Origin of the sequence: Paenibacillus sp. FSL R5-0744 (assembly GCF_037972555.1) — a bacterium.
Taxonomy (GTDB): domain Bacteria; phylum Bacillota; class Bacilli; order Paenibacillales; family Paenibacillaceae; genus Paenibacillus_AQ.
Map to the genome: position 1 here is coordinate 5,397,903 of NZ_CP150228.1, position 18,010 is coordinate 5,415,912.

17 protein-coding genes are annotated in these 18,010 nt (G+C 45.4%); 4 read left to right on the plus strand and 13 right to left on the minus strand.

Going from position 1 to position 18,010, the window contains the following annotated elements; translation table 11 throughout:
- Positions 1 to 186: 186 nt before the first annotated feature.
- Positions 187 to 438 (minus strand): post-transcriptional regulator, encoded by a 252-nt coding sequence (locus MKY19_RS23875; RefSeq protein WP_042191115.1) that lies wholly within the window; start codon positions 436 to 438, stop codon positions 187 to 189.
- A gap of 196 nt (positions 439 to 634) precedes the next feature.
- Between MKY19_RS23875 and spoVB the strand changes: the two genes are divergently transcribed.
- Complete coding sequence (gene spoVB, locus MKY19_RS23880; RefSeq protein ID WP_339798135.1) at positions 635 to 2,230, plus strand: stage V sporulation protein B; 1,596 nt, start codon at positions 635 to 637, stop codon at positions 2,228 to 2,230.
- Between the two features lie 5 nt (positions 2,231 to 2,235).
- Here spoVB and MKY19_RS23885 read toward each other — a convergent pair whose 3' ends face one another.
- Positions 2,236 to 3,000, minus strand: coding sequence for a DUF421 domain-containing protein (locus MKY19_RS23885; protein WP_042191118.1), 765 nt, complete (start codon positions 2,998 to 3,000; stop codon positions 2,236 to 2,238).
- A 225-nt stretch (positions 3,001 to 3,225) separates the two neighbouring features.
- Between MKY19_RS23885 and MKY19_RS23890 the strand changes: the two genes are divergently transcribed.
- Both MKY19_RS23890 and MKY19_RS23895 read left to right on the plus strand, forming a co-directional pair.
- A complete protein-coding gene (locus MKY19_RS23890; RefSeq protein WP_339798138.1) occupies positions 3,226 to 3,618 on the plus strand; it encodes a TIGR04086 family membrane protein in 393 nt (130 codons plus the stop codon).
- A gap of 110 nt (positions 3,619 to 3,728) precedes the next feature.
- On the plus strand, positions 3,729 to 4,553 hold the full coding sequence (locus MKY19_RS23895) for a phosphatase PAP2 family protein (RefSeq protein WP_339798140.1): 825 nt from the start codon (positions 3,729 to 3,731) through the stop codon (positions 4,551 to 4,553).
- 94 nt (positions 4,554 to 4,647) lie between these two features.
- On the opposite strand, the gene yajC is transcribed toward MKY19_RS23895, so the two are convergent.
- From yajC to MKY19_RS23950, 11 genes are all read right to left on the minus strand, one after another.
- On the minus strand, positions 4,648 to 4,956 hold the full coding sequence (gene yajC, locus MKY19_RS23900; protein WP_042191123.1) for a preprotein translocase subunit YajC: 309 nt from the start codon (positions 4,954 to 4,956) through the stop codon (positions 4,648 to 4,650).
- Positions 4,957 to 5,005: 49 nt separating this feature from the next.
- Entirely contained in the window at positions 5,006 to 6,142 is a 1,137-nt protein-coding gene (gene tgt, locus MKY19_RS23905) for a tRNA guanosine(34) transglycosylase Tgt (RefSeq protein WP_339798144.1), read from the minus strand.
- A gap of 21 nt (positions 6,143 to 6,163) precedes the next feature.
- Positions 6,164 to 7,192: a tRNA preQ1(34) S-adenosylmethionine ribosyltransferase-isomerase QueA gene (queA, locus tag MKY19_RS23910; protein ID WP_042191125.1), complete on the minus strand. Its 1,029-nt coding sequence runs from the start codon at positions 7,190 to 7,192 to the stop codon at positions 6,164 to 6,166.
- 9 nt (positions 7,193 to 7,201) lie between these two features.
- Complete coding sequence (locus MKY19_RS23915) at positions 7,202 to 9,304, minus strand: SpoIID/LytB domain-containing protein (RefSeq protein ID WP_339798147.1); 2,103 nt, start codon at positions 9,302 to 9,304, stop codon at positions 7,202 to 7,204.
- Positions 9,305 to 9,336: 32 nt separating this feature from the next.
- Positions 9,337 to 10,344 carry a Holliday junction branch migration DNA helicase RuvB gene (gene ruvB, locus MKY19_RS23920; RefSeq protein ID WP_042191128.1) on the minus strand — a complete coding sequence of 336 codons (1,008 nt, stop codon included), beginning with the start codon at positions 10,342 to 10,344 and terminating at the stop codon, positions 9,337 to 9,339.
- A 36-nt stretch (positions 10,345 to 10,380) separates the two neighbouring features.
- Positions 10,381 to 10,998 carry a Holliday junction branch migration protein RuvA gene (ruvA, locus tag MKY19_RS23925; protein ID WP_339798150.1) on the minus strand — a complete coding sequence of 206 codons (618 nt, stop codon included), beginning with the start codon at positions 10,996 to 10,998 and terminating at the stop codon, positions 10,381 to 10,383.
- Positions 10,995 to 11,498 carry a crossover junction endodeoxyribonuclease RuvC gene (gene ruvC, locus MKY19_RS23930; RefSeq protein WP_036677679.1) on the minus strand — a complete coding sequence of 168 codons (504 nt, stop codon included), beginning with the start codon at positions 11,496 to 11,498 and terminating at the stop codon, positions 10,995 to 10,997. The genes ruvA and ruvC overlap by 4 nt, the downstream gene beginning before the upstream one ends.
- A gap of 254 nt (positions 11,499 to 11,752) precedes the next feature.
- Entirely contained in the window at positions 11,753 to 12,472 is a 720-nt protein-coding gene (locus MKY19_RS23935) for a BofC C-terminal domain-containing protein (protein ID WP_197071247.1), read from the minus strand.
- Between the two features lie 116 nt (positions 12,473 to 12,588).
- Positions 12,589 to 14,715, minus strand: a complete 2,127-nt coding sequence (locus tag MKY19_RS23940; protein ID WP_339798154.1) for a CocE/NonD family hydrolase — start codon at positions 14,713 to 14,715, stop codon at positions 12,589 to 12,591.
- An 11-nt stretch (positions 14,716 to 14,726) separates the two neighbouring features.
- On the minus strand, positions 14,727 to 15,890 hold the full coding sequence (locus tag MKY19_RS23945) for a membrane dipeptidase (protein WP_339798157.1): 1,164 nt from the start codon (positions 15,888 to 15,890) through the stop codon (positions 14,727 to 14,729).
- Positions 15,891 to 15,901: 11 nt separating this feature from the next.
- Positions 15,902 to 16,876, minus strand: a complete 975-nt coding sequence (locus MKY19_RS23950; protein ID WP_339243278.1) for an ornithine cyclodeaminase family protein — start codon at positions 16,874 to 16,876, stop codon at positions 15,902 to 15,904.
- A gap of 184 nt (positions 16,877 to 17,060) precedes the next feature.
- Between MKY19_RS23950 and MKY19_RS23955 the strand changes: the two genes are divergently transcribed.
- Positions 17,061 to 17,996 (plus strand): aldo/keto reductase, encoded by a 936-nt coding sequence (locus MKY19_RS23955; protein ID WP_339798160.1) that lies wholly within the window; start codon positions 17,061 to 17,063, stop codon positions 17,994 to 17,996.
- The last annotated feature ends 14 nt before the right edge of the window (positions 17,997 to 18,010 follow it).

The window sequence follows — 18,010 nt, forward strand, 5'->3', positions numbered from 1 at the left end:
ATAGCTACACGTGAAATGACCGTCAATTCACAGCATAGTCATAGCTATACTCACACAAAGAAACGGCCGCCCCTGCACATATCAGCAAGACATCCGTTTATATAGGAGATGTGAAGTTGTTATTATTCTCTTACTTTACTGCTTTATAAGGCTTTTCGCAAAGAAAAGAAGCGAGATGTGTATTGTTCAGTTCAACCCCCGATAAGCTGCAAGAGTCAAATAAGTCATGTAACTATTGGCTTTTAAGGAATAAATATCATTTACCAGCTTATGTAAGGGAGGCATTCCGTCCTTATCATAATTACGACTGATACAATCCCAAATATCCTTGCTGGTTACATACTCATAGCCGAGGAGCCGGAATTCTTCAGCTTTGCTGCGGCACATGGCTTCGATTTCTTCACTATGTTGATCATGATTCCACTGTTCCGATTCCACGTGATGACACCTCCAAAGATCGCTCGTGTTCGTATGCTTACCATAGGTATTCGACCCAAGTTCTCTGCTTTCCTCCTTCCATCATAAAAAGTTACAACTACTAAAACAAGGCATGCCGGGATAGGGGTATAGCATATCCATAAGAATAGACAAGTTGGCCAGCGTTTCATTTCATTTGGGGAAGAAGGCGTGACCTTTGAGGAAACAGAGCTTTATACAAGGAACTTTAATCTTGCTTGCCGCCGGCATCATTAATCGAATGCTTGGATTTATACCCCGAATTGCTTTGCCACGCATCATTGGAGCAGAGGGTGTGGGTCTATATCAGCTCGCGTACCCATTCTTTATCGTGCTGGCTACTGTTATTACAGGCGGACTTCCCCTAGCAATTGCAAAGATGGTAGCGGAAGCAGAGGGAGAGAACCGCCCTGAGAAATCGCGGCAAATTTTACGGACTGGCCTTACTCTTAGTGTCGGACTAGGAATCTTCTTTACCATTGTTGCGCTGGTCAGTGCTTCATGGGTCTCCAATGTGATCTTAACAGACCACAGAGTTTATTATACTTTTATTGCCATGATCCCAATGATTGCAATTGTTGCTGTATCTGCAATATACCGCGGTTATTTTCAAGGCAGGCAGAACATGATTCCTTCCGCACTTTCTTCAGTTTTTGAGTCTATCGTGCGAATATTTTTTATGCTGTGGTTCTCCTGGCTGCTGTTGCCTAAAGGTATCGCTTTTGCAGCTGCAGGGGCGATGCTAGGCGTAACGGTGGGAGAGATTGGCGGAATGTTAGCCATTCTGTGGCAATATTATGTCATCACGAAAAAGGATAAAAAAACAACCCCCATCTTAGAACAGCAAACGCTTGAGAAGGAAGTTATACCTCCTGATCCAGATGCCGTACAATCAACTTCCCCCATACTACGGCGTTTACTAGGTGTATCAATTCCTGTTACGGCAAGCCGGCTTGTCGGTTCTTTTTCCTATCTACTGGAATCTATAATTACCGTACGCAGTCTTGCACTAGCCGGAATCGCAACAGCCGCCGCGACTGCTCAATATGGGTCTTTACAGGGAATGGTTATCCCCTTACTGCTACTTCCCGGTGCGTTAACTTCCTCTCTCGCAGTGTCTTTGGTTCCCTCCTTATCCGAGGCTGCCGCGAGAAAGGACTTGCCTACCATTCACAAACGAATGCACCAAGCTCTTCGACTCGCTCTTGTAACAGGGGCTCCCTTTGCTGTTCTTATGTATGTACTGGCAGTCCCACTATGCAACTTGTTATACGGAAATCCGGACACCGCTCCAATGCTAAAACTAATGGCCCCTTTCGCTTTGTTCATCTATGTTCAAGCCCCCTTACAAGCTGCACTTCAAGCTATGGACAGACCGGGAAGGGCACTCATAAATACTCTTATTGGGGCAGTAGTCAAAATCATTCTGATTGTTATATTAGCTTCACAGCCAGAATACGGAATCTACGGCGCAATCATCGCCATTATTGTGAACAGCGTTCTTGTTACTCTGCTGCACGGGTACAGCGTAGTCAGTCTAATTTCATTATCCTTACGAATAACCGATACCATTAAGACCTTATGTGCAATGATCATTATGGGAGCAGGCGTGCGTTATGTATACATCTCCATTCCCATTGCAGAAGCACAATGGATTCAATTTTTATTTGCCTCTGCGGTAGGAATGGCCCTGTATTTCGGTCTCAGTCTATTAGCTGGCCTTATTTCCCTTCGTGATTTGGATCGACTGCCTTTTATTAGGCGTTGGCTTTAGAATGGTTAGCGATTATCCAAACGGTCAACATAAACTCGGCCTTTATGGTCTATGGAGCAAAGAAATACATCCCGAAAATCTGATACACCCTTTTGGCGGATCTGTGTTCTTAACCAGAACCTTGTTTTTCCTATCATCTCTAAATTATGATCCTGGACCTTTCCATCCATAATCAATGGAATAGGAAGCCCTTCATATCTGATTTTGTTCTTTGGCAGTTTAACTTTCTGACTGCTTACATCTGCATCCTCATCGGTCTTATTATTCTCAGCAACTGAACTGCTATTGCCTGTTTGATTGGAAGATGAAAGTCCTTTGTCTTTCTCGAAAACGGTAAGCTGTCCACTGGGCTCCAGAATCGCAAATTCCACATCAGCAGGACTGGCGATGTTCTGACCACGCAATTGCTGCAATAGATCATCAATATTGTACCTTTGTTTACGCATCTCTCCCCGGTGCAGCTTGCCTCCAGAAATAAGTATGCTCGGTTTACCGTCCATTAACAGCCGAATCTTTCTACTCTTAAGACTGAGCTGAGCAACTACAACTTGAATGATAACCAGTGTGGCCATCGGAACCAGACCTTCGTAAATCGGGCGATTAATATCCTCGATCACAAAAACAGCAATCTCAGCAATCATAATTGAGATCGTTAGATCAAATACAGACAGCTTACCGATTTCCCTCTTCCCCATGATACGCATGCACAGGAATATGAAGAAATACATCAGCACGGTCAAGAAAATATGGGTAGTGATATGCTGGGACATATAGCTTCGCTCCCCTCCACTCTCACCCGCAGACTTGTTTTCTCGGGCGGATTAATGTAACCCTATTCTGACCGCTCAGCACAGGGAACATTCGGAAGCTCACATATTAATTAATGGTAAAAAGGCTACAATGCCCATTCTTGTACTATTGGGGCAAGCCTCCCCATACAATGAATAATAACTTATGTAGATTATTTTTCTAAAAAAACTTTAGGAGGTTGTACCATGTATTTAATCCGGCGCCTGTTCTCATGGAGAATAGCCAATCCTGTATTGTCTGGCCTATGTCGATCATTCCTTTGGATGCTGCTTGGCGCGTTTGTCCTCTCTCTTTTATTATGGGGCAGCGGTCTGAAGGAGCAGGATCTCTCAATGTACACTTATATAGTGCACGGCATAGCCGCAGCATTCGGAGGACTAACCGCCGGTCGCAGAGCCACGAACAAAGGCTGGTATCAAGGAAGTCTTACAGGAATCTTTTACGGGATTATCGTTCTGTTAATTGGATTTCTGGCACTGGATAGCTCACCCTCTGGTATTGATCTTCTTTGGGTTCTAGCTGCGGCAGCAATTGGTGCACTTGGCGGAATGTTTGGGGTTAATTTACAGAAAAGCTAAAATTATTATTCCATAAAATTCGAAACATTCCTTGGAAATATGTTAAACTGTGATCATCTGACTTCATAAAGAGAATCAAGGAGGCTTCGAATGCTTTGTTTTACCAATCAATGAATCATATTGTTTTGTACACAGTTGCATTAGTAGTGATATTAGTATGGATTGGCGCTCGTCGAAATCCAATCATGGCATTAGTTGAAATCGGAAAAGAGATGCTGCGATCCTACAAGTTTTTGCTACTGATGGTAGGCATGTTTGGTGTACTGGTCTTGAATAAATACGAACTACAAATTGAAGAAAAAATGCATCTTACCTCAGACTATACATCATTTATATTTGGGCTAGAGGGGCATTTTGTCCAAGCTGTTCAGGATATATTCTATAGTCCATGGCTAACGCCTATCATAGTTTTCTTCTACATTTTTATGCTTCAATCTGTACTAGCAGCTTCTCTAGGTGTCTATCTGTTAGATAAGAACCGTGTGATGCTGTACGCTACCTGCTATGCTATTATCATTAACTATGCTGTAGCAATTCCATTCTACCTATACTTCCCTGTAAATGAGGTATGGTCCTATGTACCTGCAGGCGTTAGATTTACTATGCTGGATGTATTTCCGAAGTTTGAAGAAGAGTACCGCCCTCTATCCGGTCTCAACAACTGCTTCCCGAGTCTACATACGTCCATTTCCGTTACGATGGCATTACTGGCATTCCGTTCAGGAAACCGCCGGTGGATGGTCATTACGAGTATTTCCGCAGTCGTAATCGTCTTTGGTATATTCTATCTGGGCATTCATTGGCTTACAGATATGATAGGCGGCACTCTGCTAGCAGTCCTAGCTTCAACAGTTGGTGTACAGCTTGCCAAATTAACCTTACGGGGACGTGAAGAATCGCTCACCGTTCGCAGCCGAATAACGGATATGCGTTAAACCCATAGATCACGATGAAAGATGAACATCAAAAAAGCGGTGTCATTCTCTTAATGAGAAGACACCGCTTTTTATGTACTTTTAAATAACGAAACTATACTTTCTCCTCCACGTCCGTGGCAACGGAGTGACTAATGGAACCGCGATCAAAGGTCAGTTTAGTTACATCATTGACCCGTAGAACCACGATATCATCGGAAATCTCCATGATCGTACCGTGAAGACCACCAATAGTAACGATTTTATCGCCCTTTTTCAGAGACTTCAACATTGCATTACGTGTTTTGGTCTTCTTCTGTTGCGGACGAATCAGCAAGAAGTAGAATACTACAAACATAAGTACGAATGGACCTACAAGACCCAGTATACTACCTCCGCCTGTTGCTGCTGCATATTGAAACATATTTCTCCCCCCTTTCAAAGCACATTAAAACATGGACCTCAACGAAGCTTTAGAAGCCTTTAAGATTATCATATAATCCGTATTTAGCAAAAAACTCATCGCGAAAATCAAGCAGCCGATCTTCCTTGATGGCTTCGCGCACTTTACGCATCAAATCCAACAGGAAGTGCAAGTTATGGTATGTCGTCAATCTAAGTCCGAAGGTTTCATCGGCTTTGATTAGATGGCGCAAATAAGCGCGGGAATAATTCCGGCATGTATAGCAGTTGCACTCCGGATCAAGCGGCCCAAAATCGCGGGCATACTTTGCGTTGCGTACAACGAGTCTTCCCTGACTGGTCATCGTTGTTCCATTACGAGCAATACGGGTAGGCAGAACACAGTCGAACATGTCCACTCCCCGGATTGAACCTTCCAACAGCGCATCCGGTGAACCAACGCCCATCAAATAGCGAGGTTTGCCTTGTGGCAGCAGGGGAACTGTATAATCCAGCACTTCATACATTAGCTGCTTGGACTCTCCGACGCTGAGCCCTCCAATAGCATACCCCGGGAAATCCATGGAAGTCAAATCTGCCGCGCTCTGACGGCGAAGATCCTCATACATACCTCCTTGAACGATAGCGAACAGCCCTTGATCATTCGGGCGAGCATGACTTTTCAGGCAACGTTCTGCCCAGCGTGATGTACGCTCCAATGATTTTTTCACGTAGTCATATTCCGCTGGGAATGGAGGACACTCATCGAATGCCATCATGATATCAGAGCCAAGTGCGTTCTGAACTTCCATAGCTACTTCAGGAGACAAGAACTTCTTATCCCCATTTAGATGGGAACGGAAATGAACGCCTTCTTCGGTAATCTTGCGCATGTCACTAAGCGAGAATACTTGAAATCCGCCGCTATCCGTTAAAATGGGACGGTCCCAGTTCATGAACTTGTGCAGTCCGCCTGCTTCACGGACAATATCATGACCCGGTCTCAGGAACAAATGGTACGTATTGCTCAAAATAATATGAGCATCCATCTCTTTCAGTTCTTCAGGACTCATTGTCTTGACTGTAGCTTGTGTGCCGACTGGCATAAATGCAGGTGTCTCAATCACACCATGTGGAGTATGGACTCTTCCAAGTCTTGCTCCGGATTGTTTGCACGTTTTGATGTGCTCATAAGTAATTGCTGCCATAAGTTAACCCATCCTCTTACCTTAGTAAATAAACATTGCATCTCCAAAGCTAAAAAACCGGTACTTCTGCTCTATCGCTTCTTCATAAGCAGCTAGAATATGTTCCCGACCTGCCAAAGCACTAACCAACATCACCAAAGTTGACTTCGGCAAATGAAAATTAGTAATTAACGCATTAACTACACTAAACTTATAGCCCGGATAGATGAAAATATCCGTCCAGCCACTACATTCCACTAGTGGACCGCCTTCGCATTGTCTTCCGACTGTTTCAAGTGTCCGACAAGAAGTTGTCCCTACCGCTATAATGCGACCACCTTGTTCCTTGGTAGCATTTATAGTGTCTGCTGTTTCTTGAGACATTACAAAATACTCTGAATGCATAACATGCTCTTCAACCTTCTCAACAGACATCGGACGGAACGTTCCGAGACCTACATGAAGTGTAATATAAGCAATATTTACACCCTTGGCTTCAATCTGATCCAACAGTTCTTTGGTAAAATGAAGCCCTGCTGTAGGAGCAGCAGCTGATCCTTCATGCTTAGCATAAACGGTCTGATATCGTTCCCGATCATCGAGTGTTTCCTTAATATAAGGAGGCAGTGGCATTGTTCCCAGCCTGTCCAGAATCTCCTGAAAAATACCCTGATAAATGAACCGAAGCGTTCGTCCACCCATATCAGCCTCGTCCTCAATAACAGCACGAAGCTCATCACTAAAGATGATAACCGCTCCTGTCTTGAGCTTTTTACCTGGCTTTACAAGAGCTTCCCAACGATCGTCTCCCAGATTCTTAAGGAGAAGCACTTCAGCTTTAGCCCCCGTATCTTCTTTAGCCCCAAACAATCTGGCAGGAATGACTCTCGTATCATTCAGAACAAGCGTATCTCCCGGTTGAAAATAATTAATAATATCGGTAAAATGCCGGTGAGCCAGCTCCCCATCCTCCTTATTTACTAAGAGCAGTCTAGAAGAGCTACGGTCAGAGAGTGGTGTCTGGGCAATTAATTCTTCCGGTAAATGAAAATCATATGCGTCTACATTCATGGTCTGTCTTCATTCCTTAACTATAGTAACGTTCTGATAATAGTGTTGCAATATCTGCTTGTAATCATACCCGCTGTCAGCCATGCCTTTCACGCCCCATTGCGACATGCCTAGACCATGACCGTATCCTTGGCCAATGAACAGAAAGCCCGAACTGTTAGTAATCGCTCTGGCTGAGGAATCCCCACCCATCACTACAGTTCCACTACCGTTCACATTAACCTTACCTGATGCAGAGAGTACACCTGCGCTCTGTGAACTTCCAATCGTGCTGGTAGCACCGTCAGCGCCTAATACAGTATAACTTCCGGCTGGTACAATATCAAACAATGTACTTGGCAATCCATTGAACGCAGAACGGAACATATCAGGATATTTCACATCCAGTGCCTGACCATTTGCTTTCACCTGAATCGCTCTTCCAGAAGGGCCGCGCTGAGTGACCTGCAGATTAAGGATGCTAGAAGGAAGCGCGCTAGTTGTTTTACCCTGCAAGCTTTTTAGAAGGTCGGCAGAGGTGTATGGCCCTTTGATCCAGCTATAACTACCGGACTCATAGACTTTGTCTAGAACAACAGCATTCTCGCCTGGATTCAGCTTACCTACCGCACTTACACTACTTTCAACAGCAGGAAGCGGGCGTACATTGACATCTTTAGTGGTGGCTGTCGCTATATCCAGTCCCGCTGCAGTTTTATTTCCTGTCAATTTAATGTTATCCTCACGTGCGTATCCAGAGGTGCCATTAGCGAGCAGTAAATAATACCACTTCTTAGCGGTCGCGGTAGCTGCGACATCCTCTTTGCTGGGAACGCTGGCAAATGCATCTCCACCATTGCCCCATACCTCTGATGGATCAGAGGTTACTCCGCCACTGTTCGAGGAGAACACAGCCTCTATAACTTTACCACCGCTCATCAATACTTCACCGGCAGTAGCATCCACTGCCTTAATAATAACTGGAGCCTCTGATCCGATTCCGTTATATACCTGACTCAATGTAGAATCTACTACATTCGCTACTTCGAAACGGTTGCCTTGCGCCATTGCATAGCTTCGGGCCGCGACAGCCTGAGCCTTTAGAGCTTCATCCGGCCAGCTGGAGGAAACCTCTCCTCCAACCACTGCATACAAATATTGTTCCAGTGGCACTTCATTGATAACCGCTAGGGAACCTCTCAAATTACTTAGTTCCATATTTCCACGGTAGGTACGCTTGGATCTTTCTTCGAGCTGAATTCCAGCCTCACTGCCAACGGCCAAAAATTTAGCTTCATTTCCGGAAACCATATAATGATTAGCTTGTGTCTCGCTACTAAGGTCCAGCCCAGCATCCAGACGCATGATTAACCCAGGTGAAGTTGCAGCAGACATAGCAAGCTGTGGCAATGCTGCAGACACTGCGGTCTGAACAGCACCCAAATCTTTGTCGTTCGCAGCTTCGCCTACCCATACCTCAAACTGAGCACTGCCATCACTTCCTGAGAGAAACACCTTCCAGGCATCAAAACCAGCAGCTGTAATACTACTCAGAGCAGTATCAGCTTCTTGTTCCGAAGAATAGCGACCCGCCGATAAATGCTTATCCCCTTTCACCGCAGGGGTTTGATCAGCAGGAATGCCGAGTCCTGCCTTTACTACACGGGCAAGTCCATCCTTGGCAGCAGCTTCACTGGCATAGACACCTGTATACAACTGATACACATTAGTTCCATTTCTAGAAATCATATAAATCTGAGGCTTATCAGAGGTGGACTGAAGCTTTTTAGCCGCATCGGCAGCTGTTTTCCAGCTTGAAGTCTCCATTACCTTTACTCTATAACCATCCACACTAACACGAATTCTGCTCTGGGCAGGCACCGATAACAAAGGAGTGCTCCCTGGTTGGTTTGACATCAAAGTGAAGCTTTGTGTCGATAACATAGTTACTACTGGCACGGTAGATTTATATTTACTACCAATATCGGCATAAAGGGCAACTCGTATCGTACTATTAGAATCGGCATGACTGGCACCCGCAGGGATCAAGAGACTTCCCACAGCAATCGCAGCTGCTAGCAATCCTTTGCTTAGTGGAGCTATTCCTCTCCATTTCATCTTCGTATGCTTCATCCAGCATCCTCCTTTTAAATGTAGTTACTGACTCAATGCTGCTCCGGAGGGAGCGGAAGGCCTAAGTGATGATAAGCGGCCGGGGTTACAATTCTTCCACGAGGGCTCCGCTGCAAGAATCCTATCTGCAGCAGGTAGGGCTCATAAACATCCTCAATCGTCTGACTTTCCTCACCAATTGTAGCAGCAATCGTATCCAGTCCTACAGGACCGCCACGAAAGCTTGAAATCATCGCTCTTAACATCTTGTGGTCGATGCTGTCCAGCCCACGTGGATCCACTTGTAGCATCTTCAGGGCTTCCCCAGAAATCTCAGGGGTTATAATCCCATCGCCGCGCACTTGAGCAAAATCACGGACTCGCTTCAATAGTCGGTTCGCAATCCGCGGCGTTCCACGGGAACGAAGCGCTATCTCTTCCGCCGCATCTCCGACAATCTCAATCCCTAAAAGATCTGCATTTCGAGCAACAATGAAGCTTAGCTCATCTATGGTATAGAACTCCAAGCGGCTGACCACTCCGAAACGATCACGTAGTGGCGCTGACAGCAGGCCAGCACGGGTGGTAGCACCTATAAGTGTGAAAGGCGGCAAATCCAAGCGTACCGAACGGGCACTTGGCCCTTTGCCGATCATGATGTCCAGCGCGAAGTCCTCCATCGCCGGATACATAACCTCCTCCACCGTCCGGTGTAAGCGGTGAATTTCATCGATGAACAGCACATCGCCTTCCTGCAGGTTCGTCAGCAGGGCGGCTAAATCTCCCGGCCGCTCTATCGCAGGACCGGACGTTGTTCGTAAATTCACACCCAGCTCATTGGCGATGATGTTCGCGAGTGTTGTTTTACCGAGACCTGGAGGCCCGTAGAGCAGCACATGATCCAGCGCTTCACTTCTCATTTTGGCTGCTTCGATATATATTTTCAGGTTTTCTTTTACCTGATTCTGTCCGATATATTCTCCCAGATAACGAGGGCGTAAACTTAATTCTACGGCTTGCTCGTCCATCATCAAATTAGCGGATATAATCCGGTCATCCATTCCTATCGCTCCCTTTCTTCAAGGATGTGTTCGGCTTTACTTAGCAATATATAATAGCCCAAGTGCTTTCTTCATCAACACATCTACAGTCCCTGTCTCTGCGCCCTCTTTTTTCATAGCGAGCCACACACGGTCCAATTCACTTTCGGTATAACCCAATCCCTTAAGGGCATCCCTAGCCTCTTGCCAAGCTAACCCATCCGATGCTTCTTCCATTGGAACTGCAAATAATCCCGTTTGCATGGAAGCCATACTGAGTCCGTCCAGCTTGTCCTTCAAATCAAGGATCATCCGCTGCGCCGTCTTCTTGCCAATGCCCGGCAGTTTCGTTAAGAAGATTATATTCTCTTGGTAAATTGCCGAGATCAACTGATCTGGAGTTCCACCTGTCAGTATTCCGAGCGCAACCTTCGGACCGATCCCAGATACCTCAATCAACTTGCGGAACAATTTTTGCTCCTCCCGAGTCGGGAACCCGAACAGAAGCGTCGCATCCTCACGTGTTTGATAATGAATATAGATCGTTACAGGTCCTTCTACTTTAGCAAATGCATAAGGGTTCGGGCAGAACACCCGATATCCTACGCCCTGCACATCCAGCACCACATATTCCGACTCTAAATGAACGACGGGTCCTCTTAAGAAATCTATCATTTTCGCAATACCTCATTTAATTTAGAATTAAGACTGCTCGAATGGGCATGACATACCGCTACCGCGAGTGCATCCGCTACATCATCCGGTTTAGGGATCGCCGATAATTTCAGTAGCAGCTTCACCATTTCCTGTACCTGTCGTTTCTCTGCCTTTCCATAACCAACTACAGCCTGCTTCACCATCATAGGTGTATATTCCGAGACGGGTAAGCCACGCTGTACTGCAGCTAATATCGTCACTCCGCGGGCCTGTGCTACTGGCAATGCTGTTGTAACATTACGTGCAAAGAACAACTTCTCTATCGCTACAGCATCAGGTTTATATTTATCAATGAGCTGACCCATGCCTTCATAGACATGCAGCAGACGTTCTTCCTCAGGCGTGTGAGCCTCAGTCTGGATACAACCATATTGGACCGGGGTCAACTTATGACCTTCCTTATCCACAAAGCCAAAACCGACAATCGCCAGCCCTGGATCAATTCCCAAAATGCGCAAGCACGATCTCTCCTCTATAACAGGCAGTTTATTCCACCGTTTTCATCCATTACTCCGCTACGAAGCGAACATATGTATTCCTTCAAACCATTATAGCAAAAATACCCCTTCCGGGAGAAAAAAAGTTTACCCTCTGATGCGAAATGACAACTTTAGGCCTACAATGAGAACCTCAAACTTTCTTATATTTGCAAAAAAAAGCTGCCCTATAGCCATTAATAATGACTTTAGGACAGCTGATATGCTTAAGGATGCTATTGCTTATTCTGCATGACATGTTCGGCAGCCTCACGCGCATAGTCACTGAAGGTGGACAATACGCTGTTGTACTCTTCAATATCTTGTACACGAATGCCCTCATGAAGCTCTTTCCAAATACTTTCCGGCAGGGAGGATTTCAAGGAACCCATATCCATTTGAAAAAAGGTCTTCAGAACCTTTTCCTGTACCGGAGGGCCTTTAAACAATTTCAAATTTCCAAATGCATCGACCCCGATATAGGCTTCTTTTTTCGTTAGGGTCGATAGATCATTCACTTTTTGTTCCAGCCACAAATCTCCATCACTGCTGATGAAGCCGCTCCATGCAGGGTGTTCGTGAATTATCTTTTTAAGCTGAAGCGGGTTCTTTACACCTGGCAATGTCTGAACTTCTTCCCCAGATACATACGATATTTTTAAATGAACGGTTCTGCTGAGTCCGCTTTGAGCGATCGTCTGCAACAGTTGTTCGTTTTTTATGGTGCCCTTCTCTTTCTCCTCACCGCTGTCCACGCCTACTTTAAATACAGCTGCGGCCAACTCGCTTTCGGCACTATCCGTCCAACTAGAATCCGTCAGCAGTCCACTGATTTCCTCAGGTACCTGCATACTGCGCCATGCCAGTACAGTAAGAGCTAAACAAGCTGCCCCTACCCAGAGCGCCTTTTTCCAACGTCTCCATCGCTGCCAAAGTTGTTTTTTTATGCGCGACACGTTAATCCCTTCATTCTGGTTTTTCCCTATTGTGACCTGAGAAGGGATCATTTATGCGCTTTTCTGTGAATAATCGCTATTTTATCCTAATTGCAAGGTTGACCTTGCAGTATCGTTCAAGCGTTAGGAATAACCGGCAGCTTCACATGGCTTGGATATTCACTATTATGGTAAACAGTCTGCAGCACTGTAATCGCCTCTGAATCTTCATACGGGTTACCACCAGTATTCGTATTCGGGAAAGCAACGAATTTACTGGAAGAGGTAATCGAAAAACGAATTCGGTGTCCTACCGCAAATCTGTGAGCAATATTCGGCATGAAAATATCGTATTCCTCCACTTGCCCTGGCGTGAGCAGTTCTGGTGCATCAAACCCATGACGATATTTAGCTCTGACAATATAGTTAGATAACCGGATAGAGTCTCCATGTTCATTCACATCACTAAGCGTAACTACCCAATCCGTATCCTTACCTGTGCTAACGGCGTAGATGACAGCAGACAATTCGCCAGCAATAGTCAATTCTTCCGTCAACACCTCACTAGTGTACACAAGAATATCATTTCGGAGCTCATATTTCCGCAAATTTTCAGGCTCCCGCTCACCGCTATCATTCATAGGATCATTTGGGTTATAGACATAAGTATCTTCTGGAGAGTGTTCCTCTGGCGCTGTGAGCAGCTTCCCATCTCCTTGTCCTGAATTAGCCCGACCAGCACTGGAAAGATAAAACGGCGTAGTTGTAGCTTCAACTGGTGTCCAATCCTCCGACGTTCTCCACTGATTCTCACCAACGACATAATAAGAGGCTCTAGGCTCCTGATCTATTCCGTTCGGAATGCCTTTGAGGAAGCGGTCGAACCAGCGCAGTACAGAAACATCATAATCATAGACGACTGCATCATTGCCGAAGCTTACTCCCTCATAATCTCTAGCTCGGTTTGGCCCATGCTCCCATGCACCCAGACGGATTTTACGATTTGGCACATCATGTTCAGTCAGCATTCTCCAAGTCTCAGATACGCCAGGGCTGTCGCCATCATACCAGCCTGAGATCACATACATAGGGACCTGCACTTGATCCCCACGTTCCGTAAAGGTACAGTTTCTCCAGAAATCATCATACTCGGGATGCTGGCTCCACAAATCCCATGGTCCTGATGCTTTGCCTATCATTTGCTGTGGAATCTCCTTAATCGGTCTCGCATCGACGGCAGCTTCTGGGTTCACCGTAATGCCCCCAAAAATATCAAAATCCGTCCGGGTACCCACAGATTGTGCAAGCGTCCAAGACAAGAGTGGCCAAGAGCAAAGCGTCCCACCCTTACGCGCTGTATCTACAAACGGTGAGCCAACATTCACTTCATCCACAACAGCCTTCAAATTAGGGTGCCCACTGGTCGCCGCCGAGACAACCACAAAGCCGAGATAGGACGCGCCCCACATTCCAACATTGCCATCTGACCAATCCTGCGCGATAATCCAATCGATCGTATCGTAGCCATCATCCCGTTCATTATAAAAAGGGATCAATTCCCCTTCCGAATCCGCCCGACCTCTAACGTCCTGTGACACCACTGCATAACCTTTGTTAGCCCATCTCATAAAAATCTCTTTTTTCCCGTTACGGTCATAGCAGGTTCTCACAAGAATCGTCGGCAGCTTGGTTCCCGGCTGAATGCCCTCAGGAAGAAACACATCCGTAGCCAGTCTCACGCCATCACGCATCGGAATCAGATCCGTACCCAAATCATTTACACCATACTCTGGCTTGGACAAAAGGGGATCATCATAAACAACCAGAGGCGTCAGCTTCTCATATCCTGCTTTAACAATCAGCTCGATGCCATACCGATTCGGCGTAAGAAAGGCAATAATCTCACCATCCAAGGTCACAATATCCAGTGCCGTCTCTTTTCGTAGCGCCCATACTTGTGAAGTAAGCTCACGGCCATCCAATACAGCCTGATACTGAATATGCTTTTGATAAAGATCACCATTACTTAGAACTACCTCATCATTGACCCATTCTGCTTTAGCGTAAGCGTCCATGTGTTCGTGGATTTTTTGAAATGGAAGAACGGTCTTGAACTGGCTATCCAGCGCATTGTATTGCATTTGTGTTCGTCTGCGTGGATCAACCTTAGCGAGCATAATTTGTTGTTCCGTAAAATGTAGTTTCCCTGAATAAATGCCAGAACAGTAGAAGTTAAATGTAGTTGTGTTCAAGTATGTTGTCATCTATTTATCCCCTATCCCCAAATTTCTTCAAACACGCGCAGCCAGTTGCCACCCATAATCTTTGCAATATCCTCATCCTTATAACCGCGAGCCACTAGACCTCTAGTAAAGTTGATAAAATAGCTATATTTTTCAAGCCCAGCAACGGTTTCAGTAGAAGGTCCGTCTCCTTTGGCAAATCCTAGCTTAGGTGCAATATGTTCTTTAAAATAAATCAATGACCATAGCACATCGCTCATCGGCCAATCCGTTCCAATCCCGACATGATCCACGCCTACAAGCCGAATCACATATTCGATATGATCCAACACATGATCAATGGTCGTATGGTTAGGATCTTCATGAACAAACCACGGCATAGCAAAAATACCGATGACTCCACCCGTCTTCGCTATCGCGATAATCTCTTCATCACTTTTACAGCGCATATGTGGATAGATAGCCTCTACACCCGTGTGTGAAGCAATGACTGGAGTCTTAGAATACTGACAAGCATCGAGCGTGGTCTGTTTTCCACAATGTCCCGTATCTACAATGATCCCGAGCTTGTTCAAACGCTCAATGAATCTTTTTCCATAATTCGTAATCCCAGCGTTCGACTGTTCTGCACAACCTGCACCGACCTGATTCTGATTGTTATAAGTTAATTGTAAAATTCTTAAGCCAAAATTATGTAACACATCTAATAGGTCCAGATTAGTACCTAGGCCATCCGTTTCTTGAGCTGTGATAATACCCGCCTTATGGCCATTACGCTTGGCTGCACGTATATCCTCTGCGGTTAAAGCTTTAACTAACCAATCTGCGGAGTCAAACTGAAGCTGAACTTCAGCCATGCTATTGATCATGCTTTCTAAGGACTCTAAATGAAGTTCCCGGTTACCCGCGGTAATTCCCGATTTATACCACTCACTTTTATACTCGGGGATCTCACCGCTGGCCGACAGCTTTGTGATCATTTTTGCTGGCATGCTGCTATATATCATCGGCTCATCTTTATAGGGCTCACACAGCTCTTTTATTTTTTTAGACACAGACTCTGGAATTGCGTTTGGAGATAAGGGACCTTGAAATAGCAAATCAATATTAATGTTCTGCTCATGCAAATGTACGGCCCGTTCTTCGTCTTGCTCCGTCAACTTGAAATCATACAAACCTTCATATGTGCTCATCATGTGGTCGCTCCTTAGAATGCAATTTCAATGCCTTTTTGTAATTTAACAGCTTCATTATAAATGAAGTTGGCTGCTGCTAAATCCTCTATTGCAAGTCCTAGTCCTTTAAAAAGAGTGATCTCATCAGCTGTAGCTCTGCCCTCAATATTCCCGCTGATCAGTTCACCGATTTCACCGATAATATGGCCTGAAGTAATCACGCCTTCGTTCAGCGGAATTAAATAATCCCCAGATTCATTATGCGCGGATTCCAATCGGTCTACATATAACTTAGCTAACCGTACGGTCTCCGAATCCAGCTCACGATCCGCTGCTCTGCAGGCTCCAACCGCATTGATATGTACTCCAGGCTTCAGCCATTCTCCTTCGAGTACAGGCTCTGTGGATGCTGTTACGGTACAAATGATATCTGCTGGATTAACTGCCTCTTGAATAGTCTCAGCCACAAGGATATCCACACCATATTTACGGCTCATTTCTGCTTGGAAATCTCTTGCCTTTGCAAGTGCCCTACTCCAAACTCTGACCTCACGAATCGATCGAACCAGTAGCATCGCTTCCAGATGACTTTTGGCTTGCTCGCCGGTACCTAGAATGGCAAGTACCTCTGCATCTTCTCTAGCCAGATAACGAGTGGCTACTGCGCTAACAGCTGCTGTGCGAATTGCGGTAATCTTCTGTCCATCTACTACAGCTTTCAGAACACCGGTAGAAGAATCGAATAACGTAACAAGCCCTTGATGGGAAGGTAAACCTGAGCCATGGTTGCTTGGAAACACACTGATGATTTTGGCACCTGCTACTTCTTCACTCTGCAAAAAGCCCGGCATTAAGCCAATCAGATTGCCTTGGTGCAGCGGGAGTACTTGTCTTAAGCTCTGTATGGCTTGTCCTGCGGACAAGTCCTTCAAAACGGATTCCATCACTGTGATGCAAGACTCCATTGCTAATAGCTCAGCCACTTCATTTTGATTAATAACTAGCATAAGACAAACCTCCTTTACTTCATTGTGTCAACAAATGTGGGAACGCAAAATTATTCTTTATATCATAACTTATACGCTTTAAATATTCATGTATAAAGCTGGAAATCAGCAATTTGTCTTACCACGGGCTATTAGCTATACTTAATATAGTTCATATTCTATTTTAAGGAGCTGATGATTGATTATGTCTAGTAAAATAACGTTAGGTAGAACAAATTTGCAGGTACTCCCTCTCGGACTGGGTGCCAATGCTGTTGGTGGGCATAATTTATTTCCCGGCTTAAATGATGAGACTGGTAAAGACATCGTTCGCAACGCTCTTGACCATGGGATCAATTTCATTGATACCGCCTTTATCTATGGTCCAGGTAGATCCGAGGAACTTATTGGAGAAGTGCTGAGAGAAAGAGGCGGCCGTGACAATGTGGTTATTGCTACTAAGGGCGCTCACAAGATTACTGGCGATAAGGTTACGATCGACAACTCTCCAGCTTTTCTAAGACAGTCTGTGGAAGACAGCTTGAAACGCCTCCAGACCGATTATATCGATCTTTACTATATTCATTTCCCTGATGAAAGCACTCCTAAGGATGAAGCTGTTGGCGAGCTTAAGAAGCTGAAGGATGAAGGAAAGATCAAAGCGATCGGGGTCTCCAACTTCTCCATTGAACAGCTGAGAGAAGCCAATAAGGACGGGCATGTGGATGTTCTCCAATCCCATTACAACCTGCTGCACCGTGATGCAGAAAAAGAACTGCTCCCTTACACGCAGGAGCTTGGCATTTCTTTCGTTCCTTACTTCCCACTCGCGTCCGGCCTTCTTGGCGGCAAGTATAAGCAAGGCGATACGTTCAGCGACAATAGAAAGAACAACCCAATGTTTCAAGGAGCGACCTTTGCCAAAAACCTGGAGAAGGTGGACAAGGTTCGCCAAATTGCCGATGCCAAAGGTGTTGAAGTCGCACATGTGGTGCTAGCCTGGTATTTGACCGTACCTTCCATCGACGCACTTATTCCCGGAGCTAAACGTCCGGAACAGATCGTATCGAATCTCCAGACTCTAAAAGTTCAGCTGACACCAGATGAGATCAAAGCGATTGATTCAATCTTCCGTACGTAATAGATCCTTATATG

Bases quoted from the DNA above. Each gene is read 5' to 3' on its own strand.
- MKY19_RS23940 (WP_339798154.1), bottom strand. From the start codon at position 14,715: ATGACAACATACTTGAACACAACTACATTTAACTTCTACTGTTCTGGC.
- MKY19_RS23895 (WP_339798140.1), top strand. From the start codon at position 3,729: ATGAATCATATTGTTTTGTACACAGTTGCATTAGTAGTGATATTAGTA.
- yajC (WP_042191123.1), bottom strand. From the start codon at position 4,956: ATGTTTCAATATGCAGCAGCAACAGGCGGAGGTAGTATACTGGGTCTT.
- MKY19_RS23890 (WP_339798138.1), top strand. From the start codon at position 3,226: ATGTATTTAATCCGGCGCCTGTTCTCATGGAGAATAGCCAATCCTGTA.
- ruvB (WP_042191128.1), bottom strand. From the start codon at position 10,344: ATGGATGACCGGATTATATCCGCTAATTTGATGATGGACGAGCAAGCC.
- MKY19_RS23885 (WP_042191118.1), bottom strand. From the start codon at position 3,000: ATGTCCCAGCATATCACTACCCATATTTTCTTGACCGTGCTGATGTAT.
- tgt (WP_339798144.1), bottom strand. From the start codon at position 6,142: ATGGCAGCAATTACTTATGAGCACATCAAAACGTGCAAACAATCCGGA.
- queA (WP_042191125.1), bottom strand. From the start codon at position 7,192: ATGAATGTAGACGCATATGATTTTCATTTACCGGAAGAATTAATTGCC.
- MKY19_RS23945 (WP_339798157.1), bottom strand. From the start codon at position 15,890: ATGATGAGCACATATGAAGGTTTGTATGATTTCAAGTTGACGGAGCAA.
- MKY19_RS23955 (WP_339798160.1), top strand. From the start codon at position 17,061: ATGTCTAGTAAAATAACGTTAGGTAGAACAAATTTGCAGGTACTCCCT.
- ruvA (WP_339798150.1), bottom strand. From the start codon at position 10,998: ATGATAGATTTCTTAAGAGGACCCGTCGTTCATTTAGAGTCGGAATAT.
- MKY19_RS23950 (WP_339243278.1), bottom strand. From the start codon at position 16,876: ATGCTAGTTATTAATCAAAATGAAGTGGCTGAGCTATTAGCAATGGAG.
- MKY19_RS23915 (WP_339798147.1), bottom strand. From the start codon at position 9,304: ATGAAGCATACGAAGATGAAATGGAGAGGAATAGCTCCACTAAGCAAA.